This window comes from Streptomyces sp. NBC_01788, assembly GCF_035917575.1.
In the GTDB taxonomy this organism is placed as follows: Bacteria; Actinomycetota; Actinomycetes; order Streptomycetales; family Streptomycetaceae; genus Streptomyces.
Map to the genome: position 1 here is coordinate 4,714,453 of NZ_CP109090.1, position 20,943 is coordinate 4,735,395.

21 protein-coding genes are annotated in these 20,943 nt (G+C 71.0%); 11 read left to right on the top strand and 10 right to left on the bottom strand.

Annotation, left to right across the window (positions count from 1 at the left end; translation table 11 throughout):
- Positions 1-282: 282 nt before the first annotated feature.
- The 4 genes from OIE49_RS21520 to OIE49_RS21535 are packed head-to-tail and all read right to left on the bottom strand — an operon-like array spanning position 283 to position 5,758.
- The gene (locus tag OIE49_RS21520; protein WP_326803697.1) at positions 283-2,595 is read right to left on the bottom strand and encodes a glycoside hydrolase family 3 N-terminal domain-containing protein; all 2,313 of its coding nucleotides are present in this window, start codon (positions 2,593-2,595) and stop codon (positions 283-285) included.
- A 58-nt stretch (positions 2,596-2,653) separates the two neighbouring features.
- On the bottom strand, positions 2,654-3,553 hold the full coding sequence (locus OIE49_RS21525; RefSeq protein WP_326803698.1) for a carbohydrate ABC transporter permease: 900 nt from the start codon (positions 3,551-3,553) through the stop codon (positions 2,654-2,656).
- A gap of 4 nt (positions 3,554-3,557) precedes the next feature.
- The gene (locus OIE49_RS21530) at positions 3,558-4,454 is read right to left on the bottom strand and encodes a carbohydrate ABC transporter permease (protein WP_100569785.1); all 897 of its coding nucleotides are present in this window, start codon (positions 4,452-4,454) and stop codon (positions 3,558-3,560) included.
- On the bottom strand, positions 4,451-5,758 hold the full coding sequence (locus OIE49_RS21535) for an ABC transporter substrate-binding protein (RefSeq protein WP_326803699.1): 1,308 nt from the start codon (positions 5,756-5,758) through the stop codon (positions 4,451-4,453). Before OIE49_RS21535 ends, OIE49_RS21530 begins: the two co-directional genes overlap by 4 nt.
- 155 nt (positions 5,759-5,913) lie before the next feature.
- Here OIE49_RS21535 and OIE49_RS21540 point away from each other — a divergent pair, with 155 nt between their 5' ends.
- The 4 genes from OIE49_RS21540 (at position 5,914) to OIE49_RS21555 (ending at position 9,959) form a co-directional block, all read left to right on the top strand.
- On the top strand, positions 5,914-6,942 hold the full coding sequence (locus tag OIE49_RS21540; protein WP_326803700.1) for a LacI family DNA-binding transcriptional regulator: 1,029 nt from the start codon (positions 5,914-5,916) through the stop codon (positions 6,940-6,942).
- 94 nt (positions 6,943-7,036) lie between these two features.
- Positions 7,037-8,134, top strand: a complete 1,098-nt coding sequence (locus OIE49_RS21545) for an LCP family protein (RefSeq protein WP_442812264.1) — start codon at positions 7,037-7,039, stop codon at positions 8,132-8,134.
- A 152-nt stretch (positions 8,135-8,286) separates the two neighbouring features.
- Positions 8,287-8,643, top strand: a complete 357-nt coding sequence (locus tag OIE49_RS21550; RefSeq protein ID WP_326803701.1) for a YciI family protein — start codon at positions 8,287-8,289, stop codon at positions 8,641-8,643.
- A gap of 44 nt (positions 8,644-8,687) precedes the next feature.
- Positions 8,688-9,959, top strand: a complete 1,272-nt coding sequence (locus tag OIE49_RS21555) for an RNA polymerase sigma factor (protein ID WP_326803703.1) — start codon at positions 8,688-8,690, stop codon at positions 9,957-9,959.
- A 38-nt stretch (positions 9,960-9,997) separates the two neighbouring features.
- Here OIE49_RS21555 and OIE49_RS21560 read toward each other — a convergent pair whose 3' ends face one another.
- Positions 9,998-11,188 (bottom strand): class I SAM-dependent methyltransferase, encoded by a 1,191-nt coding sequence (locus OIE49_RS21560; RefSeq protein ID WP_326803704.1) that lies wholly within the window; start codon positions 11,186-11,188, stop codon positions 9,998-10,000.
- Positions 11,189-11,279: 91 nt separating this feature from the next.
- On the opposite strand from OIE49_RS21560, the gene OIE49_RS21565 reads away from it, so the two are divergent.
- The 6 genes from OIE49_RS21565 to OIE49_RS21590 all read left to right on the top strand — a co-directional run bounded on the left by OIE49_RS21565 (position 11,280) and on the right by OIE49_RS21590 (position 16,201).
- Positions 11,280-12,218: a polysaccharide deacetylase family protein gene (locus tag OIE49_RS21565; RefSeq protein ID WP_442812265.1), complete on the top strand. Its 939-nt coding sequence runs from the start codon at positions 11,280-11,282 to the stop codon at positions 12,216-12,218.
- Positions 12,215-13,054 (top strand): polysaccharide deacetylase family protein, encoded by an 840-nt coding sequence (locus tag OIE49_RS21570; protein ID WP_326803706.1) that lies wholly within the window; start codon positions 12,215-12,217, stop codon positions 13,052-13,054. Before OIE49_RS21565 ends, OIE49_RS21570 begins: the two co-directional genes overlap by 4 nt.
- A 379-nt stretch (positions 13,055-13,433) precedes the next feature.
- The gene (groES, locus tag OIE49_RS21575; RefSeq protein ID WP_100569792.1) at positions 13,434-13,742 is read left to right on the top strand and encodes a co-chaperone GroES; all 309 of its coding nucleotides are present in this window, start codon (positions 13,434-13,436) and stop codon (positions 13,740-13,742) included.
- 130 nt (positions 13,743-13,872) lie between these two features.
- Positions 13,873-15,498, top strand: coding sequence for a chaperonin GroEL (gene groL / locus OIE49_RS21580; protein ID WP_326803707.1), 1,626 nt, complete (start codon positions 13,873-13,875; stop codon positions 15,496-15,498).
- A gap of 170 nt (positions 15,499-15,668) precedes the next feature.
- Entirely contained in the window at positions 15,669-15,947 is a 279-nt protein-coding gene (locus OIE49_RS21585) for a type II toxin-antitoxin system Phd/YefM family antitoxin (protein ID WP_100569794.1), read from the top strand.
- Positions 15,944-16,201 carry a Txe/YoeB family addiction module toxin gene (locus tag OIE49_RS21590; RefSeq protein WP_326803708.1) on the top strand — a complete coding sequence of 86 codons (258 nt, stop codon included), beginning with the start codon at positions 15,944-15,946 and terminating at the stop codon, positions 16,199-16,201. The genes OIE49_RS21585 and OIE49_RS21590 overlap by 4 nt, the downstream gene beginning before the upstream one ends.
- Before the next feature lie 205 nt (positions 16,202-16,406).
- On the opposite strand, the gene OIE49_RS21595 is transcribed toward OIE49_RS21590, so the two are convergent.
- The 4 genes from OIE49_RS21595 to OIE49_RS21610 all read right to left on the bottom strand — a co-directional run bounded on the left by OIE49_RS21595 (position 16,407) and on the right by OIE49_RS21610 (position 19,334).
- Positions 16,407-16,910, bottom strand: coding sequence for a hypothetical protein (locus OIE49_RS21595; RefSeq protein ID WP_326803709.1), 504 nt, complete (start codon positions 16,908-16,910; stop codon positions 16,407-16,409).
- An 81-nt stretch (positions 16,911-16,991) separates the two neighbouring features.
- Entirely contained in the window at positions 16,992-17,699 is a 708-nt protein-coding gene (locus tag OIE49_RS21600; RefSeq protein WP_326803710.1) for an ester cyclase, read from the bottom strand.
- A gap of 83 nt (positions 17,700-17,782) precedes the next feature.
- Positions 17,783-18,556, bottom strand: coding sequence for an SDR family NAD(P)-dependent oxidoreductase (locus OIE49_RS21605; RefSeq protein WP_100569797.1), 774 nt, complete (start codon positions 18,554-18,556; stop codon positions 17,783-17,785).
- Positions 18,557-18,653: 97 nt separating this feature from the next.
- Positions 18,654-19,334 carry an MOSC domain-containing protein gene (locus OIE49_RS21610; RefSeq protein WP_100569798.1) on the bottom strand — a complete coding sequence of 227 codons (681 nt, stop codon included), beginning with the start codon at positions 19,332-19,334 and terminating at the stop codon, positions 18,654-18,656.
- A gap of 81 nt (positions 19,335-19,415) precedes the next feature.
- Between OIE49_RS21610 and OIE49_RS21615 the strand changes: the two genes are divergently transcribed.
- Positions 19,416-20,312: a LysR family transcriptional regulator gene (locus OIE49_RS21615; protein WP_100569989.1), complete on the top strand. Its 897-nt coding sequence runs from the start codon at positions 19,416-19,418 to the stop codon at positions 20,310-20,312.
- A 194-nt stretch (positions 20,313-20,506) separates the two neighbouring features.
- Here OIE49_RS21615 and OIE49_RS21620 read toward each other — a convergent pair whose 3' ends face one another.
- Positions 20,507-20,836 carry a WhiB family transcriptional regulator gene (locus tag OIE49_RS21620; protein WP_100569799.1) on the bottom strand — a complete coding sequence of 110 codons (330 nt, stop codon included), beginning with the start codon at positions 20,834-20,836 and terminating at the stop codon, positions 20,507-20,509.
- Positions 20,837-20,943: the final 107 nt, after the last annotated feature.

Genomic DNA, 20,943 nt, shown 5'->3' on the forward strand with positions numbered 1-20,943 from the left:
AAGGCCTGCCCGGCGCTCGATGGAACCCCGCCCCCGGTTGTCCGGGGGCGGGGTTTTTGTTGCGGCCTACGTCCACCCTCCCGCCCGTCTCGGTGAGTTGAGGGATCCCGTCCCCGGGGGCTCCGCCCCCAACCCCGGCGGGGGCTCTGCCCCCTGCACCCCCGCTTCCCTCTCCTTCGGTTCAATCGCCGGGTGGGCTGTTTTTTCAGCCCGTCCGGCGATTGAGGACGAGGCCGTTCAGGCCGAAGCGGGGGGCTGGGGGCGGCGGCCCCCAGGGGTGGGTCAGGGCGTCGGCGAGACTTCTGTCCCGCAGTGCAGACGGCGCTCCGCGCCGACCTCCCGTACCGGGCCCGTCAGGGTCAGGTGGGCCGTGTGGCGGACGTCCGACGCCGATGTGGCCAGGCGGAGTTCCAGGGCGCCCGGTTCGACCACGCGCCGGCCCGTGCGGTCGGTGAACGCGGACAGGTCCGCGTGGAAGCGGAAGGTCACCCGGCGGGACTCGCCGGGCTCCAGCTCCAGCCGCCGGTAGCCGATCAGGCGGACGTCCGGGCGGGTCACCGACGCCACCGGGTCGTGCAGGTACAGCTGCACGACCTCCGCGCCGGCCCGGTCACCGGCGTTGCGCACGGTCACGGAGACGTCGTACGAGCCGTCCGTGCCGATCCCGATGACATCGTTGCCCTGGAAGTCCGACCACTCGAACGCCGTGTAGGACACCCCGTGCCCGAACGGGTACAGCGGGGTCGGGTCCAGGTTGCTCACCTCACCCGCGAGGCCCAGCGGCGGCTGGAGGTACGTCCACGGCTGGCCGCCGGGCCCGCGCGGCACGCTCACCGGCAGCCGGCCCGAGGGGTTCACGCGGCCCGACAGGACGCCCGCGACCGCCGGGCCGCCCTCCTCGCCCGGGAAGAACGCCTGGACGGCCGCGCCGAGCTGCCCGTCCCAGCGGCCGAGCGCGTAGGGGCGGCCGGTGAGCAGGACGAGGACGACGGGGACGCCCGTCTCCACCAGCGCGTCCAGCAGCGCGCCCTGCACGCCGGGCAGCGCCAGGTCCGCCACGTCGCAGCCCTCGCCGGACGTGCCCCGGCCGAACAGGCCCGAGCGGTCGCCGAGGACGGCCACGCACACGTCGGCCTCCCGCGCCCGGGCGACCGCCTCCTCGAAGCCCGAGACGTCGGGCTCGGAGACGTCGCAGCCCTCCGTGAACGTCACCTTCGCGTCGGGCAGTTCGCCGCGCAGGGCGTCCAGCAGGGTGGGGATCTCGATGCCCATGGGCACCTCGGGGTGCTGGGTGCCCACGTGCGAGGGGAAGGAGTAGCAGCCCAGCATGGCCAGGGCGTCCGCCGCCCTGGGGCCGACGACCGCGATCCGGGTGTCGGGGGAGAGGGGCAGCACCCCGTCCGGGTTGGCCAGCAGCACCACCGACTCCTCGGCCACCCGGCGGGCCACGGCCCGGTTCTCCGCGGAGTCCAGGTCGATCGACTCGGTGGGGGTGTCCGCGGCCCAGTCCTCGTCCAGCAGGCCCAGTTCGCACTTCTGGAGCAGGACACGGCGGGCCGCGCGCTCCACCAGGGACTCCGCGACCGTGCCGTCCTGGACCGCCGCGACCAGTTCCTTGCCGTAGCACTTGAGCGTCGGCAGCTCGACGTCGATCCCGGCGGCCAGGGCCAGGTGCGCCGACTCGGCCGGGGTGCCGGCGACCCGGTGCAGGGTCCGCAGGAAGTCGATGGCGAAGTAGTCGGCGACCACCGTGCCGGTGAAACCCCACTGCTCGCGCAGGAGTCCGGTGAGCAGCTGCGGGTCCGCGGAGGCCGGGACGCCGTCCGTCTCCGTGTACGCGGCCATCACCGAGCGCGCGCCGCCCTCGCGCAGCGCCATCTCGAACGGCGGGAGCGTGACGTCGGCGAACTCCCGGGTGCCGGCCCGCACGGGGGCCAGGTTGCGGGCGCCCGCCGAGGAGGCGTACCCGGCGAAGTGCTTCAGCGTGGACACGATCCCCGCCGACTCCAGGCCCCGCACGTACGCGCTGCCGATCGTGCCGACCAGGTACGGGTCCTCGCCGGCGGTCTCCTCGACCCGGCCCCAGCGCGGGTCGCGGACCACGTCCAGGACGGGCGCGAGCCCCTGGTGCACGCCCACCGAGCGCATGTCCCGCCCGATGCGGCCGGCCATCTCCTCCACCAGCTCCGGATCGAACGTGGCGCCCCACGCCAGCGGGACCGGATAGGCGGTCGCGCCCCAGGCGGTGAAGCCCGCCAGGCACTCCTCGTGCGCGACCGCCGGGATGCCGAAGCGGCCGGCCTCGGCGATCCGGCGCTGGGCGCGGGCCAGTGCCTGCGCGCCCAGCGCCGGGTTCACGGGGGCGGTGCCGAAGGAGCGGGTGAGCTGACCGAGCCCGAGGGTGATCAGCTCGTCCCAGTCGTAGTCCGTGTTCATCTGCTCCTGGTGCGGGGCGACGCCGTCGCCGTCCGTCGCGGCGCCCACCCACACGCCGTAGAGCTGGGCGACCTTCTCCGCGAGGGTCATCCGGGACAGCAGGTCGTCGACACGGGCGGCGGCGGACAGGGCGGGGTCGCGCCAGGGGGCGGTGGTCATGAAACTCCTGTCGGGTCTGTCGCTGAGGGGGGATTCGGCTGCCGCCGGTCGGGCCGGGTCACTTGCCGCCCACGCCCATCAGGCCGCCCACCAGGGCGCGCCGGGCCACCAGGTAGACGGCGAAGATCGGGATGCCGGAGAGGACGACGGAGGCGAGCAGCGCGGGGATGTTCACTCCGAACTCGCTGACGTAGTTGAACAGTCCGAGGGTCAGCACGCGCGGGCCGTCGGACTGGGTGAAGATCAGCGGGAAGAGGAAGCCGTTCCAGGCCTGGAGGGCCGAGTAGACGACGACCGTGCTGATGCCGCCCTTGGACATCGGGATGACGAGCTGGAACAGCATCCTGGTGGGGGAGGCGCCGTCCAGTGCCATCGCCTCGTAGAGCTCCTCGGAGATGTCCCGCAGGGTGCCGGTGAGGATGAGCGTCGAGACCGGCATCGCGAAGGCCGCCGTCGGCAGGATGACCGCGAGCAGGCTGTCGTAGAGGTTCAGCTTGGCGATCATCAGGTAGAGCGGCACGACGACCGCCTGGGCCGGGATCGCGACTCCGAGCAGGAACATGCGGAAGGCCGCCCCCGACCAGAAGCTGCGGGTGCGGACGGCGACGTAGGCGAGCGGGACGCACAGTACGAGGACGATGGCCACCACCGCCGCCGCGACGGTGACCGTGTTGGCGAGGAGATGGCCGAACCCGCTGTGCAGGACGGTGTTGTAGTTGTCCAGGGTCGGGTGCTTCGGCGGGTCCAGGGCGTTGCCCAGCGACTCGTCCTGCCGGGTCAGCGAGGTCGAGATCATCGCGTAGATCGGGATGATCACGACGACCAGCCAGATCACCGAGCCGAGGCCGGCCAGCGGGTTCGGGCGCCTGGTCCAGTGACGGCGGCGGTGCGCGGTGGCCGCGGTCACCCCCGCCTCGGGAGCGTCCAGCGGACGGCGCGGCAGCGTGTCGTGTGACATTTCGTCACATTCCTTCCCTGGTGCTGCGCATGGCACCGAAGCCGGTCAGCCGGACCAGCAGCAGCGACAGCGCGGTGGCGGCCACGACGAGGAAGGACGCGATGGCGCTCGCGTAACCGAAGTCGTAGCTCTTGAAGCCCGCCTCGTACATCAGGTACGGCAGGATCGCGGTGTCCGTCCCGGGGCCGCCCTGGGTCAGGATCAGGACGGTCTCGAAGTAGGTGAGCGAGCCGACGATCATCAGCACGCTGGACGTGGTCGCCGTGTTGCGCAGCTGGGGCAGGGTGATCGAGAAGAACTGGCGGTAGCGGCCGGCGCCGTCGATGGCCGCCGCCTGGTACAGGACCTCCGGGATCTGCCGCGCCCCGCCCTGGTAGATCAGGGTGTGGAAGGGGATGAACTGCCAGCCGCCGACGAAGACGATCGCCAGGAAGGCGCCGGACGTCGAGCCGAACGTGTCCCCGCGGATGATGCCGAAGTTCGGGTCGAGCAGGGAGTAGAAGAGCAGCGCGATCGCCGTCGAGGACAGCAGGAACGGCGTGAAGAAGATCGCGGACAGCACCGCCCGGTTGCGCTGGCGGCCGGCCGCCCAGACGCCCAGCAGCAGCGAGATCACCGTCTGGAAGGTCCAGCTGACCACGGTGAGCAGCACGGTCACCGTGATCGACTGGGTCAGGCGCGGGTCGTTGAACAGCTTCCGCCAGTTGGCCAGCCCCGCCGGTTCGGGGTCGCCCAGGCCGTTCCACGAGGTGAAGGACAGGTAGAAGGCCAGGGCCATCGGTGCGATGGCGAAAAAGGCGAAGAACAGAACGCCGGGCAGGGCCCAGGCGGCGTGCGGGCGACCGGCCCGCACGCCCTGCCCAGGCCTGCCCTTCGTCCCGGTGGAGACCGTCGAACTCACTTCAGCCCCTGGAGCGCGGATACGAACTGGCTCGGGCTCGACTTGCCCACGAACAGCTTGTTGATCTCGGTGAGCATCGGCGTGGAGATGTTCGGGTCGACCGCCTGGTCCCAGCTCAGGGTGAAGGCGGGGGCCTGCTGCACCATCTCGTACTGGAACCTGGCGAACTCGGGGTTGGGAGCGGCGTCCAGCAGCTTGGCCGCGTTGGACGTGGTCGGGATGTCGCCGTTGGCGATCAGGTCCTTGGCGTACTGCTCGGAGGCGCACTCCTTCAGGAACGCGATCGCCGCGTCCTTGTTGGACGTACGGTTGTTCACCGACCAGTAGTTGGTCGGGTTGCCGACGACGTTGCGGATGTCGCCGGCGCCGCCGTCGAACTTCGGGAACGGACACCAGCCCAGGTTCTTCTTGGCGAAGTCCGGGAACTCGCCGAGCTGCGTGGAGTACTCCCACGAGCCCATCAGGTGCATGGCCGCCTTGCCCTTGGCGAAGACCGCCGGCGCGCCCTTGTTGGTGTACGCCACCGAGCTGAAGCCCTGGCCGAAGGCGCCGTCGTCGATGAGCTGCTTGACCGTCTGGGCGGCCTTGAGGACGGCCGGGTCCCCCCAGCCGGAGGAGTCGCCGTTCTTGATCTTCTCGAAGACCTGGGGCCCGCCGATGCGGTCCACCAGGTACTCCAGCCACATCAGTTCCGGCCAGACGTCGGCGCCGCCGAGCGCGAACGGGGCGATGCCCGCCTTCTTCAGCTTGGCGTTGTTGTCGAGCAGCTGGTCCCAGGTGGTGGGCGGCTGGAGCTTGTGCTCGGCGAACATGGCCTTGTTGTAGAAGAGCATCACCGGCTGCATGCCGCGCATCGGGACGCCGTAGTTGCGGCCGCCGAGCGCCCCGGCCGCGAGCACGGAGGGCAGGAAGCCGCTCTTGAGGACCGGGTCGGACCCGATGGTGTCGGTGAGGTCGACCAGCTGGCCCGCGTCCTTGTACGCCTTGATGGAGCCGCCGCCCCAGTTGAAGAACACGTCAGGGGCGTGCGGCGATCCCATCGCGGTGCGCAGCTTGGCCGGGTAGTCCGAGCCCGGCACCTTCTCCAGCTGGATCCGGCCCTTCGCCTTCTTGGCCGCGGCGGAGGCGTTGAACCGCTTGACGGCCGCGGACTGCACCTTCACCGCGTCGTCGCCGTACACCATCGCCGTGAGCGTGTCGCCCGAGCCGCCGGAGCCGCTGCCGGAACCGCAGGCGGTAAGGCCCGCGGTGATGAGGGTGGTGGCGCCGGCGCCGAGAAACCAGCGCCTGCTGTAGGACTCCATGTGACGGCACCTCTCACGAATGTCGTGTTCCGAATGTTCGTTCTGGCCGAACTCTTCGAGTCGCCGAATGTTTCGTATGGCACTTCGAATGTTCCGGGAACCTAAAGCGGTCGAGGGGGTTCGTCAAGAGGTCGCGCAGAGATACGATCGCGACCATGAAGCCGACGAAGACTGCAGGAACGCAGACCGCCACGCTCGCCGAGATCGCCCGCGAGGCCGGCGTGTCGGCTCCGACTGTTTCGAAGGTTCTCAACGGTCGTGCCGATGTCGCCCCGACCACCCGTTCCCGGGTCGAGGAACTGCTGCGGGCGCACGGCTACCGGCGCAGGCGGGCGGAGGCGACCCGCTCGCCGCTGATCGACGTGGTCTTCCACGAGCTGGAGAGCGCCTGGGCGATGGAGGTCATCCGGGGCGTGGAGAACGTGGCGCGGGACGCGGGGCTGAGCGTCGTGCTCTCCGAGAGCGCCGGCCGGCTCACTCCAGGGCGGACCTGGGCCGACCAGGTCGCCGCCCGCCGGCCGCACGGCGTGGTCCTGGTGCTGTCCGGGCTCGACGAGTCCCAGCGGGCGCTGCTGACCAGCCGCTCCATCCCGTTCGTGGTGATGGACCCGGCCGGCGACCCGGGTGCCGACGTGCCCTCGATCGGCGCCACCAACTGGCAGGGCGGGCTGGCCGCCACCCGGCACCTGGTGGAGCTCGGGCACACCCGCATCGGTGCCATCAGCGGGCCCTCCCGGATGATGTGCAGCCGCGCCCGCGTCGACGGCTACCGGGCCGCGCTGGAGACGGCCGGACTGCCGGTGGACCCGTCGCTGATCGTGACCGGCGACTTCCACCACGAGGCCGGCTACCGGCTCGGTCTGAAGCTGCTGCGCCGCGAGGACCGGCCGACCGCCGTCTTCGCGGGCAACGACCTCCAGGCGCTCGGCGTGTACGAGGCGGCGCGCGAACTGGGCCTGCGCGTCCCGGAGGACCTGAGCGTGGTCGGCTTCGACGACCTGCCGGTGGCGCGCTGGGTCGGGCCGCCGCTGACGACCGTGCGCCAGCCGCTGACGGAGATGGCCGAGGCGGCGGCGAAGCTGGTCCTCGACCTCGGGCGCGAGGAGGACGCGCCGGCGGCGACCCGGGTGGAGCTGGCCACGAGTCTGGTGGTGCGCAGCAGCACGGCGGCGCCCGCGAAGTGAAGCCCAAGTGCCCATAGGTTCGGGGAAGATGAGATTTTCCGAAGAAATCGGTCATGGGCGCCTCCCCCTGTCGGGTCCCGCGTGAGTCGGACGTATGTTCCTCCCCGTGAGGGGACACAACAGGGGACATGACAGCGACCGGGGCGACACCGACGGCGACAGCGGGAGCTGGGACGCGGGCGGAGAATCCGGCCGGCGGTCACGGGCCCTGAAGGCCGTGGGACTCGGTCTGACGGGCGTCCTGATGCTGGGCGTCGCGGCGGCGGGCCTCGCGTACTGGCACCTGAACCAGAACATCAAGGGCGTCGACATCAACAGCGCGCTCGGGGACGACCGCCCGCCCAGACCGCTCAGCGCGCCGTCGGCCAACACGGCCGATCTGCCCAGCGGGGCCCTCAACATCCTGGTCCTCGGCTCGGACTCGCGCAGCGGCGCGCAGAACAAGGAACTCGGCGGCGGCGACAGCGAGGGCGCCCGCTCCGACACCGCGATGATCGTGCACATCGACGCGGGCCGGACCTCGGCGACCGTGGTGAGCATCCCGCGCGACACGCTGGTGACCCGCCCGTCCTGCCCGCTGGAGTCCGGTGGTTCCACGGCGGTGGCCCACTACGCCATGTTCAACAGCGCGTACTCGGTGGGCGGTCCGGTGTGCGCGGTCAAGACGGCCGAGATGCTCACCGGCATCCGCATGGACCACTACGTCGAGATCGACTTCTCCGGCTTCGCGAAGCTGGTGGACGCGATGGGCGGGGTCACCGTCACCACCGAGCTGGACATCGACGACGACAAGAGCCATCTGCGCCTGAAGGCCGGCACCCACCATCTGGACGGCACCGACGCCCTCGCCCTGGCCCGCACCCGGTACGGCGTGGGCGACGGCAGCGACCTGGGCCGCATAGGCCTCCAGCAGACGCTGGTCAAGGCGCTGCTGGAGCAGATGTCCGACTCCGGCCTGCTGAACGACCCCGCCGGGCTCTACCGGGTCGCCGACGCGGTGACCGGCAGCCTGACCACCGACACCGGCCTCGACTCGCTGGGCGAGCTGACGACCCTCGGCGAGAGCCTGCGGGGCCTGTCGGCGCAGAACGTGAAGACGGTGACCATGCCGGTGGTGACGGCCCCGTGGAACCCCAACCGGGTGGTGGCGCAGGAACCGGACGCGGCCGACCTGTGGACGTCGCTGCGGTGACCTTTGTCCACGGACCCCTCTGACCTGCTGAAACGCCCTTCGGGAAAAATCTCCGAAGAAATTCCGGGGAGTGTGTCGATTCCGCCGTCCCCTGTTCGACGTACGGGGTGAGAGGCGGGGAGAGGCCCCGCCGGCCGGCCGAGGAGTCACCGATGCCGCGTTACCTGTCGCTTGTGAAGATCGACGAGAGCACCGTGCCCGCCGAGGGGCCCAGCCCCGAGCTGATGCAGCGGATGGGGGAACTGATCGAGGAGGTCACCAAGGCGGGAGTGATGCTGGACACCGCCGGGCTGATGCCGTCCGCGCAGGGCACCAGGGTGCACTGGGAGGGCGGGCGGATCTCCGTCACCGACGGGCCCTTCACGGAGTCGAAGGAGGTCGTCGGCGGCTACGCGTTCATGCAGTGCAAGGACATGGCGGAGGCCGTCGAGTGGACCAAGCGGTTCCTCAAGGTGCACGAGGAGTTCTGGACGGTGACGTGCGAGGTGCGCGAGATCGCCGAGGGCTGAGTGCTCCTTGGCCCAGGGCCGCCGGGGGTGTTCGATGGTGGGTTGTGGAACAGCAGCACGCCCGGCCCACCGAACCCCCCGGCGCCCTGGAGGAAGACCTCGAGACCGTCTTCCGGCTGGAGTCGCCTCGGGTCGTCGCGGCCGTCGCCCGGATAGTGCGGGACATCGGCATCGCCGAGGAGCTGACGCAGGACGCCCTGGTCGCCGCGCTGGAGCAGTGGCCCCGGGACGGGTTGCCGGGAAACCCCGGCGCCTGGCTGATGACCACCGCCCGGCGCCGGGCCGTCGACCTGGTGCGCCGCCGGGAGCGGTACGCGCACAAGCTCCAGGAGATCGGCCGGAACCTGGAGGCGGTCCCGCCGCCCGAAGAGCCCTCGGCCCCGGACGACATCGACGACGACCTGCTGCGCCTGGTCTTCACCACCTGCCACCCCGTGCTGTCCGCCGAGGCGCGCACCGCCCTCACCCTGCGGCTGCTCGGCGGCCTGACGACGGCCGAGATCGCCCGCGCCTTCCTCGTGCCCGAGTCGACGGTCGCCCAGCGGATCGTGCGCGCCAAACGCCTCCTGGCCCAGCGGAACGTCGCCTTCGAGGTGCCGTACGGCCCCGAGCGCGAGGCCCGGCTCGGCTCGGTCCTCGGCGTCATCTACCTGATCTTCAACGAGGGGTACGCCGCGACGGCCGGCGACGACTGGCTGCGCCCGGGGCTGTGCGAGGACGCGCTGCGCCTGGCCCGGCTGCTGGCCGGCCTGATGCCGAAGGAACCTGAGGCGCACGCCCTGGTGGCCCTCCTGGAGTTCCAGGCCTCCCGCGCCGCCGCCCGCACCGGTCCGCACGGCGAACCGGTGCTGCTCAAGGACCAGGACCGCCGCCGCTGGAACCGCATGCTCATCGCCCGTGGTGTCGCCGCGCTGGCCCGCGCCGACACCACCGGGGCCCCCGGTCCGTACGCCCTGCAGGCTGCCATCGCCGCCTGCCACGCGCGCGCGTACACCTATGAGGAGACCGACTGGCCCGCCATCGTCACCCTGTACTCCCTCCTGGCCGCCCGGTCCCCTTCCCCCGTCGTGGAGCTGAACCGCGCGGTCGCCGTTTCGATGGCAGAGGGACCGGCCCCGGCCCTGGAGATCGTCGACGCCCTGGCCGCCGAGCCCGCCCTGCGCGCCTACCACCTGCTGCCCAGCGTCCGCGCGGACCTGCTGGCCCGTCTCGGACGCACGGCGGAGGCGCGCGCCGAGTTCGAACGGGCGGCGTCCCTGGCCCGCAACGAGCGGGAGCGGGAACTGCTGTTGAGGCGGGCCGCCGAGAACGGCTGAGGGAGCCCCGGCGGGGTGGTCGCCGCCTCCCGCGGGCGTCAGGCCGCCGGGTGGCCGATCAGCATGGCAGGGGCCCCCGCGACGCGGGTGAGGAACACCGTCGCCGCGTTCTTCCCGTGCGGCTTCGGAAGGACCTTCCTGCGCAGTTCCTCGGGCTCCACCGCCGAGCCCCGCTTCTTCACGGTCAGCGTGCCCACCTCGCGCTCCCGCAGCAGCGCCTTGAGCTTCTTGACGTTGAAGGGCAGCCGGTCGGTGATCTCGTAGGCGGTGGCGTACGGGGTGGGGCGGAGCTCGTCGGCGGTCACGTACGCGATGGTCGCGTCGATCAGGCCGCCGTCGAGCTCCTGGGCGACCTCGGCGACCAGGTGGGCGCGGATGACGGCGCCGTCGGGCTCGTACAGGTAGCGGCCCGGGGTGCGGACCGCGGGGTCGGGCAGGCCGCGGCCGCGCAGGGTGCGCGGGCCGGGCAGCAGGGTGGCCCTGATCAGGCCCGGCTCGGTGCCGAACCACAGCACCGCCTCCTTCACGTCCCCGCCGTCGGAGATCCATTCGGCCTCGGCCTGCGGCGGGACCAGCTCGTGCGGGATGCCGGGGGCGATCTTCAGGGCCGCGCGGGGCGCCCGGAGCGCGGCGCCGACGGCCCAGGACAGCGGCGGCGAGTACGCCTCCGGGTCGAAGATGCGCGCGCCCCTTCCTCCTGCCGCTCTGCGGGCCGGATCCACGAACACCGCGTCGTACGAGGCCGTGTCGACCTCCGTGACGTCCGCCTCCCGCACCTCGATCAGGTCCGCCACCCCGAGCGCCTCGGTGTTCGCGCGGGCCGCGGCGGCGGTCAGCGGGTCCCGGTCCACGGCGAGGACCCGGATCCCGGCGCGGGCGAGGGCGATCGCGTCGCCGCCGATCCCGCAGCACAGGTCCGCGACCGAGGTCACCCCCGACTCCCGCAGCCGGGCCGCCCGGTGGGCCGCCACGCTCGCCCGCGTCGACTGCTCCACGCCGTTCGGCGTGAAGAACATCCGGCCCGCGTCCTCGGCCCCGAACTTCGCGGCCGCCCGCTGCCGCAGCCGGGCCTGGCCGAGCGCCGCCGACACCAGTTCGGCGGGGTGCTCACGGCGCAGCCGGGTGGCGACGGCGAGTTCGTCGGCGGGTTCGGTGCCGCGCACCTCGTCGAGGAGGGCGCGGCCCTCGGGGGTGAGCAGCGAGGCGAAGGCGTGGAGGTGGTCGTTCACCGGCTCATTGTGGGCCAGTCGGTGGACGGTGTGCCTCCGGCCGCGGTGTCGCCCCGGCTTCTGGGCGGTGGGCCTGCGAGGATCCGGCGCCATGAGGCTTGTAGGACAAAACGATAAAAATAGTCCTGAAAGGTTCCTGATGCGCGGGAACCGGATCCGCGGCGGGCTCGCGGTGCTCGCCGTCGCCACGCTCGCCTCCGGCTGCGCGGAGCCGGCGGCACAGGTGCGCCCGGCCCCCGGCCAGCCGCGCCACCAGGCGCCCGCCGCCCCCGCCCTCGGCTCCTACGCCGACCGCCTGCACTTCTCCTACGCGCAGCGGGCGGCCACCGCCAGGCGCTGGGGCCTGGAGCAGGTCCCGCTGCTCCCCCCGAAGCCGCCCACGAAGAAACTCAGGGCCACCGCCCGCGCCGGTTTCGAGGTGAACCACCAGGAGGACTGGAACCTGCCCCCGGTCTTCACCACGGTCCCCACCAAGGACAAGGTCGTCTTCCTCACCATCGACGACGGAGCGGAGAAGGACCCGGAGTTCCTGCGGATGATGCGGGACCTGAAGATCCCGTACACCGCCTTCCTCAGCGACTACCTGATCAAGGACGACTACGACTACTTCCGGAAGATGCAGGCCTTGGGGGTCACTCTCAACAACCACACGCTGCACCACCCCTACCTGCCGGGCCTGTCCTACGAGGAGCAGCGCCGGGAGATCTGCGACACGCAGGACATCATGGAGAAGCAGTTCGGCAAGCGCCCGAGGATGATGCGCCCGCCCTACGGCAACTACAACCAGGACACCCTGCGCGCCGCCAAGTCCTGCGGCATCGAGTACGCGCCGATCTGGAACGAGGAGGTCTACGTCGACCACTGGGAGTTCCGCGAGGACGACCAGCGCCTGCGCCCCGGCGACATCGTGCTCACCCACTTCCGCGGCCGGGGCGAGTGGAACGGCACCATGGCTGACGACATGCGCCGGTTCCTGAAGAAGGTCACGGCCGACGGGTACGCGGTGGCCCGGCTGGAGGACTACCTGTGAGGCTGCGGCCCCTCAGGTCCCGGCACGTGGCGGTGGCCCTGCTCGCCGCCTCCCTGCTGGCCGGCTGCGCCACGTCCGTCGACCCCCTCGAACGGCTCGGCCGCAAGGCGGCACAGGGCGTACGGTCGCCGAGCCCGGCGGCGGCCGACCAGGCCTACCGGCGCTGGGGCCTCAGGGCGCCGCTGCCCGCACCGCCGAAGCCGCCGGCCCGTCCGGCGCGCCGCGCCGGCGCCGCCCCGTCCGCCGGCCTGCCCGAGGTCGTGGACCGGATCGCCACCTCCGACCCGGTCGTCTTCCTCACCTACGACGACGGCGCGGAGAAGGATCCGCGGTTCGTCGACATGGTCCGTGAACTGCGGCTGCCGGTCAGCATGTTCCTCACGGACAGTGTCGTCGGACCGGGGTACGGGCACTTCGCGCACCTGATGTCGGTCGGCGCGGACCTCCAGAACCACACCCTGGACCACCCCTCGCTGCGCGGACTGCCCTACGCGGGCCAGCGCGCCGAGATCTGCGGCCAGCGGGACAAGATCCGCTCCCGCTTCGGCGTCACCCCCCGCCTCTTCCGCCCGCCCTACGGCAGATACGACACGACGACCCTGCGCGCCGCCGCCGACTGCGGGGTCTCGGCCGTCGTCCTGTGGCGCGCCGCCACGACCGACACCGGCCTGCGCTTCAGCCACGGCCATCACGAACTGCGCCCCGGCGACATCCTCCTCGTCGCCTCGGACGACGACGACCTCGACGGCCCGCCCCTCCGCGACCGCACGACCCGCCTGCTCCGCACCATCCAGGAAAAGGGCCTGACGGTGGGACGGCTGCAGGACTACCTCTGAGGTTCGGCCTCAGGCAGCGCTGCCTCGGGGCTGAGCTTCCCGGCCGAGTCCGGCATCAAGCAGCCCGTCCGGCGTTCGAGGACGAGGCCGTTCAGGCCGATCCGGGGGTCCGGGGGCGAAGCCCCCAGGGACGCCCACACACACCCACAGCACCTCGAACACACGTTCCCTGATGCGCCCCCACCCGCCGACGCGCCACGAGGCAATTGGCACTCCGCTTGACCGAGTGCTAATCGCGGTCATAGTCTCAGGTCTGGCACTCCCCCCTGGAGAGTGCCAACACAGCGACGGGCAGGTCCGGCACCCGCGACGACGGATCGACCTGGTCGCCACCTCAGACAGTTAACCCCGTGAGATCTCCGAAGGGGGAGGTCGGATCGTGACGACCGCCAGCACCAAGGTTGCCATCAAGCCGCTCGAGGACCGCATCGTGGTCCAGCCGCTCGACGCCGAGCAGACCACGGCCTCTGGCCTGGTCATCCCGGACACCGCCAAGGAGAAGCCCCAGGAGGGCGTCGTCCTGGCCGTGGGCCCGGGCCGCTTCGAGGACGGCAACCGTCTTCCGCTCGACGTGAAGGTCGGCGACGTCGTGCTCTACAGCAAGTACGGCGGCACCGAGGTGAAGTACAACAACGAGGAGTACCTCGTCCTCTCGGCTCGCGACGTCCTCGCGATCATCGAGAAGTAGTTCACCCGCTTCTTAACGAAGCCGAAGCAATTCTGCTTGAGCTGCGCCCCTGGCCCCCCGCGACCGATAAGAAGCCGGGCGCCCGGGGCGCAGTGTCTTTCCACCAGATTTCGAGAGGGCTCCCGCTGCCATGGCGAAGATCCTGAAGTTCGACGAGGACGCCCGTCGCGCCCTCGAGCGCGGCGTCAACAAGCTTGCCGACACGGTCAAGGTGACGATCGGCCCCAAGGGCCGCAACGTCGTCATCGACAAGAAGTTCGGCGCGCCCACCATCACCAACGACGGCGTCACCATCGCCCGCGAGGTCGAGATCGAGGACCCGTACGAGAACCTCGGCGCCCAGCTGGTGAAGGAGGTGGCGACCAAGACCAACGACATCGCGGGTGACGGCACCACCACCGCCACCGTGCTCGCCCAGGCGCTCGTGCGCGAGGGCCTGAAGAACGTCGCCGCGGGTGCCTCCCCGGCCGCTCTGAAGAAGGGCATCGACGCCGCGGTCAAGGCCGTCTCCGACGAGCTGCACGCCTCGGCCCGCCCGATCGACGAGAAGTCCGACATCGCCGCGGTCGCCGCGCTGTCCGCCCAGGACCAGCAGGTCGGCGAGCTCATCGCCGAGGCGATGGACAAGGTCGGCAAGGACGGCGTCATCACCGTCGAGGAGTCCAACACCTTCGGTCTGGAGCTGGACTTCACCGAGGGCATGGCCTTCGACAAGGGCTACCTGTCCCCGTACTTCGTCACGGACCAGGAGCGTATGGAGGCCGTCCTCGACGACCCGTACATCCTGATCCACCAGGGCAAGATCTCCGCCATCACGGACCTGCTCCCGCTCCTCGAGAAGATCATCCAGGCGAACGCCTCGAAGCCGCTGCTGATCATCGCCGAGGACGTCGACGGCGAGGCCCTGTCGACCCTGGTCGTCAACAAGATCCGCGGCACGTTCAACGCCGTGGCCGTCAAGGCCCCCGGCTTCGGCGACCGCCGCAAGGCGATGCTCCAGGACATGGCGGTCCTCACCGGCGCCACGGTCATCTCCGAGGAGGTCGGTCTCAAGGTCGACCAGGCCGGTCTTGACGTCCTCGGCTCCGCCCGCCGCGTCACCGTCACCAAGGACGACACCACGATCGTCGACGGTGCCGGCAACAAGGACGACGTGGTGGGCCGCGTCTCCCAGATCAAGGCCGAGATCGAGAACACCGACTCCGACTGGGACCGCGAGAAGCTCCAGGAGCGTCTCGCGAAGCTGGCCGGCGGCGTGTGCGTGATCAAGGTCGGCGCCGCCACCGAGGTGGAGCTGAAGGAGAAGAAGCACCGTCTGGAGGACGCCATCTCCGCGACCCGCGCCGCGGTCGAGGAGGGCATCGTCTCCGGTGGTGGCTCCGCGCTCGTCCACGCCGTGAAGGTCCTGGAGGGCAACCTCGACAAGACCGGCGACGAGGCCACGGGTGTCGCGGTCGTCCGCAAGGCCGCCGTCGAGCCGCTGCGCTGGATCGCCGAGAACGCCGGCCTCGAGGGCTACGTCATCGTCTCCAAGGTGGCGGAGCTGGAGAAGGGCAGCGGCTACAACGCCGCCACCGGCGAGTACGGCGACCTGGTCAAGGCCGGCGTCATCGACCCGGTCAAGGTCACCCGCTCCGCCCTGGAGAACGCCGCCTCCATCGCCTCCCTCCTGCTCACGACCGAGACCCTGGTCGTCGAGAAGAAGGAAGAGGAAGAGCCGGCCGCAGCGGGCCACGGCCACGGCCACGCCCACTGAGCGCTCCGCTGAACTGAGCCGAACCACCGGTGCCCGGCACCCCTTCGGGGGCGCCGGGCACCGGTCGTTGCCGCTCGCCGGGGAAGCATGATCCTGTCCGACTGGTACCAGGAACTCGTACCGGTCGAGTGGTACGGTTCTCCCGTACGAGTCCCGTGGAGGAGGCGCCCGTGTCCATCACCGCCAGCGAGGCCCGCGCCAGGCTTTTCCCGCTGATCCAGCAGGTCAACGACGACCATGAGCCGGTCGAGATCACCTCCAGGGGCGGCAACGCCATACTGATGTCCGCCGACGACTTCCGTTCCTGGCAGGAGACCGTCTACCTGCTGCGCTCGCCGGCCAACGCCGCTCACCTCATGGCGGCCGTCGCTGCGGACAAGGCCGCCGACACCCCGGTGATCACCAAGAGCATGGAGGAGCTGGAGGCTCTGGCGGAGGACGGGGAGTGAGGGACGTACGGTTCCGCCCCACCGGGTGGGAGGACCTCCTGTACTGGCAGTCCGCCGACAGGAAACTGTTCCGCAAGCTCGTGCGTCTGATCGGCGAGATCCAGCGCGACCCCTTCACCGGTATCGGAAAACCGGAGCCGCTGAAGAGCGACCTGTCGGGCTACTGGTCACGCCGGATCGACGATGAGCACCGCCTCGTCTACCGGGCCACGGAGAAGGAAGTCGTGATCATCAAGGCCCGGTACCACTACTGACCTCCAGGCGCTCGGTCTTCCCTGGCTCAGCCGCAGCCCGGCGCCTCTGCCGCCACTGGTCGGATCAGCCCCATCTCTTGGCTCAGGGCGGTGAGTTCATCGGGTCTTGCTGTTGGGTGACCCAGAGCATGCCGGGCACCTGCACGCGCCGCTCGTGCACGAAGGCCTCACTCGAGCGCTCCCTGCTGGAGCGAGAGCTGCCAGGTCAGGAGACGGACGGCGGCCGAGGAATGGGCTGGTGGTCTCGTGTCTCCGGTGCCGGGTCCTCTCGGCGGGGAAGGCGCCGACGCACCACTGTGAGGGTTCCTGTCGCGAGGGCGAGCACGAACACTGTCAGCCCCACGAAGACCACGGGATTCACCCAGCCCGGAACCAACTCGGTGCCCACGCCGCCCGAGGTGACGCACTGCGCACTGACCGGCAGCGTCATACGCGTCACGATGTGGTCGCCCTGCACGCCCCACGACGCACACATCTGGCCCGGATCCAGGATGTAGAAGCCCGACATCGCGCCGTACGCGTACGCGCCGAGCGCCGCCGTGCCGGCGAGGACCGCCACCAGCGCGCACGTCGTGGCACTCGGCTGACGCCACCCGCTGTATGGCAGCCGGGTATGGGCCCGTTGGGCGAGAGCCGCGGCGGCAGCCACGACCACGATCGGCGTCAGGAACGGCGCGAGGGCCAGGGTGAGAAACAGAAGGCTTGCCATGCTCGCCCAGACATCGCCCCGGGTGAGACCGGTTCCTGTCACGTTCCCGAGCGATGCCGGACGCCGACCGGTGGGCCCTGCCTACTGCTCCAACTCGTCCAGCGCGCCGAGCTGTTGCAGCAGTCCCAGTTGGTCGTGCTGCCACCACAGTTCGGTGATCCGGCCGTTGTCGCCGAAGCGGAAGACGGTCATGCCGGTCATGGTGACCCGTTTGCCGGTGGGGGCGATGCCGAGGAACTCGCCCCGGTGCGTGGCGGTCCAGGTCCAGCGGGCGCAGACCCGGTCGCCCTGCGCCATCAAGTCCTCGACCGTGAAGGAGGCGTCGAAGGCGTCGCGCCACATGCGGAAGTCGCGGCGGATGGCGTCCAGGCCGATGGTGACCTGGGGGTTGACGGGGTCGTGGCTGTGACAGTCCTCGTCGATCAGGTCGTTGAGCGGCGGCAGCTCACCGGCGGTCGTCAGGGTGCCGTAGAAACGGCGTACGAGGGTCGCGCGGAGCGGCTCGTCCCGCACGACGTCCAGGTCCGTGAAGGTGGGCAGTTCGTCGCAGAGGGCGACCAGGCTCCGGAAGATCTCGTCGGTCTCCGGCAGGTTCGAGGTCCGCATCGCCTCCTCGTACGACGGGAACTCCACCAGTTCGACGACATGGGTCCCGTCCGAGCGGTCCTTGCCGACGACCGCGTGCGTCGCGGTCCGCCTGCCCCCGGTCTTCTCCACCCAGCTGTCCAGCAACCGGTTCATCTCCTCGAACCGGCTCGTCCTGCAGTCGATGAGCTGTACGAAGGTCATGACGCGCCTCCGGTCCCCTGGCCCGGTCCGGTTTTCCGTCGGTGCCATTCTCCCACCGGGGCGCCTCCGCCACCTCCGTACCGTCACTGCGGTCCGTACTTGCGGCCCGTCTTCGAGGTGATCCCGCCCAGCAGGCCGCGCGGCGTCACCTTCACCAGGCCCATCAGCGCCTTGTACCGCGGATCCGGGATGGACAGGGTCTTGCCGTGGGCCAGATCCGTCAGCGCCGCCGCGACCAGCTTGTCCGCGTCCAGCCACATCCAGTTCGGGATGTTGTCCGTGCCCATGCCGGCCCGCTCGTGGAACTCGGTGCGCACGAAGCCGGGGCACAGCGCCATCAGCCGTACGCCGCTGCCGGCCAGGTCGCGCGCCGCGCCCTGGGTGAACTGCACGACCCACGCCTTCGACGCGCCGTACGTGCCGCGCGGCACGAAGGCGGCCACCGAGGCCACGTTCACGACCCCGCCCCGGCCGCGCTCGCGCATGGCCGAGGTCGCCGCCGACGTCAGCCGCAGCACCGCCTCGACGTGCACCTTGATCATCCTGAGCTCGTCGGCCATCGACACGTCCAGGAAACGGCCCTTGTTGCCGAAGCCGGCGTTGTTGACCAGCAGGTCCACGGGGTCCTTGCGGTCGCCCAGCCGGGCGGCGACCGTCTCGATGCCCGCGTCCGTCGCCAGGTCGGCCGTCAGCACCTCCGCCTCGATGCCGTGCCGGTCGTGCAGCTCGGTGGCCTGCTCCGTCAGGCGGGCGGTGTCGCGCGCCACCAGCACCAGGTTGTGCCCGTCGGCCGCCAGCCGTCGCGCGAAGGCGGCGCCGATGCCCGCGGTCGATCCCGTAATCAGAGCCGTTGTCATGCCGAAAGGTTAGTGGCCCCCGGCACCTTGTCCCGATCTCTGCACAGGCCCTCCCGACCGGTGATGCCCACGTGTCGGCCGGGACGATGACAGCCGGTCAGCCCGCGTATTCGCGCGCGTACTTCCGGGCCGCCGCCAGCGACTCCGGGTGCAGCGCCGTACCCGCCGCGAGCAGCCGGGGCAGCAGCGGGCGCTCGGTCGTCATGGCCCGGAACTGCAGGCCCACGGTCACGTCGTGGTCCGGGCGGTGCACGATCTCGACGGGGTCGCCCGCCCGGATCTCACCGGCCTCCAGCACCCGCAGATACGCGCCCGGCGCCGCCCGCTGCGTGAACCGCTTCACCCATCCCTTCTCACCCAGATGGCCCTGGAAGGTCCGGCAGGGAATCCGTCCGCTGGTGACCTCCAGGAGCACCGAGGGGCCGAGCGGCGAGCCGATGCGCCAGCGCTCGCCGATCCGAGCGCCGGTGATGTCCAGGCCGAGCGTGGTGAGGTTCTCGCCGAAGACGCCGTTGGCCAGCGTCCGGCCCAGCTCGCGCTCCCATTCGTCGAGGTCCTCGCGCGCCACCGCGTACACCGCCTGGTCGTCGCCGCCGTGGTGCCGCGTGTCGCACACCGCGTCCCCGGCCAGCCCGCTCGCGCCGACCCCCTTCGGCCCGGGCGCCGACACCTTGACCGGCCCGTCCGCGGGCCGCTTGCCGATGCCGGTCACGCCGTCCGGCTGGTCGGTGTACGGAACGGCCTCGGCGCGGCCCAGGTTCACAGACAGAAGCTTCATGCGGGCACGGTAGGCGAGCGCCGGTCAAAGTGTCGACGCGATAATCCGCCGTCCGCCCAAGTTTCACTTATGCTCGTTGGTGTGATCGAGGCTCGTCATCTCCGTGTGCTGCGTGCCGTGGCCACCACCGGCTCCTTCTCCGCGGCGGGGCGCGAGCTGGGCTGCACCCAGCCCGCCGTCAGCCAGCAGATGAAGGCCCTCGAGGCCGCCGTCGGCACCCCGCTGCTGGTCCGGGCCGGCCGCGAGATGCGCCTGACTCAGGCCGGCGACGCGCTCGTCCGGCACGCCACCGGCATCCTCGCCGGGCTCACCGCCGCCGAGGAGGAGATCGCCGCCATCGCCGGACTGCGGGCCGGGCGGGTACGACTTGTCTCCTTCCCCAGCGGAAGTTCCACGCTCGTGCCCACCGCGCTCGCCGCGCTGCGCGCCGCGCACCCCGGCACCCGGGTCTCCCTGGAGGAGGCCGAGCCGCCCAGGTCCGTCGAACTCCTGCGCCAGGGCGACTGCGACGTGGCCCTCGCCTTCCGCTACGAGGGGGCCGCGGACGCCGCGGAGTGGGAGGACCTGGTCGTACGGCCGCTGCTGACCGACCGGCTCGTGGCCCTGGTGCCCGAGCGGCACCGGCTGGCCCGTGCGGGGTCCGTGGCCATCGGCGACCTCGCGGGCGATCCGTGGATCGCGGGCTGCCCGCGCTGCCGCGGCCAGCTGGTCCAGGTGTGCGAGGGCGCCGGCTTCACGCCGCGCATCGACTTCGCGACCGACGACTACCCGGCGGTGGTCGGCCTGGTGGGCGCGGGACTGGGGGTCGCCGTCCTGCCCCAGCTCGCGGTCGAGTCGGTGCGGCCCAGGGGCGCGTGCACCGTGGAGCTGGAACCGGCGGTGCGGCGGGAGATCGTCGCCCTCACCCTGCCCGACCTGGCACAGGTGCCGGCGGTGGCGGCGACGCTGGAGGAGCTGGTGCGGGCCGGGGCCCGCTGACACGGGCCGGCACAAGGGGGACCGGGGTCCGGGGTCAGTGATCGGGATCGGCGCGCAGGCGGTCGGTGGGGGATCGGCGGATCAAGGGATCGGCGAGCACACGGTCGGCGGATCAGGGATCGGGGTATCGCGAGGGCACGCGTGACGCGTGCCCTGCTGCGGCTCTCTGCGAACGGATCAGAAAAAACGTTCCTTCAGTTTTCGGAGGCGGTGTCCCCGCTGGTCGACGACGCCGACACCAGCCGGTTCCGTGCCCGCCCCATGAGCTCCTCGCGCTCGTCCTCGGTCAGGCCTCCCCACACTCCGTACGGCTCGCGCACCGCCAGGGCGTGTGCCGCGCACTCCGCACGGACCGGGCACCTCATGCAGACCTCCTTGGCCGAGTTCTCTCGAGCGCTCCGGGCCGCCCCGCGCTCGCCCTCGGGATGGAAGAAGAGCGAGCTGTCGACCCCGCGGCAGGCAGCCAGCAACTGCCAGTCCCACAGGTCCGCGTTCGGTCCGGGAAGGCGGGAGAAATCTGCCATTACGTGACCCCTTGTAGCCGTTCGTGGCGGATACGGTGCCAACGACCGTACATCTCCGATCTAAGGAGATGAAAATATGACTCATTGCGAATCTAGCCCTAGACACC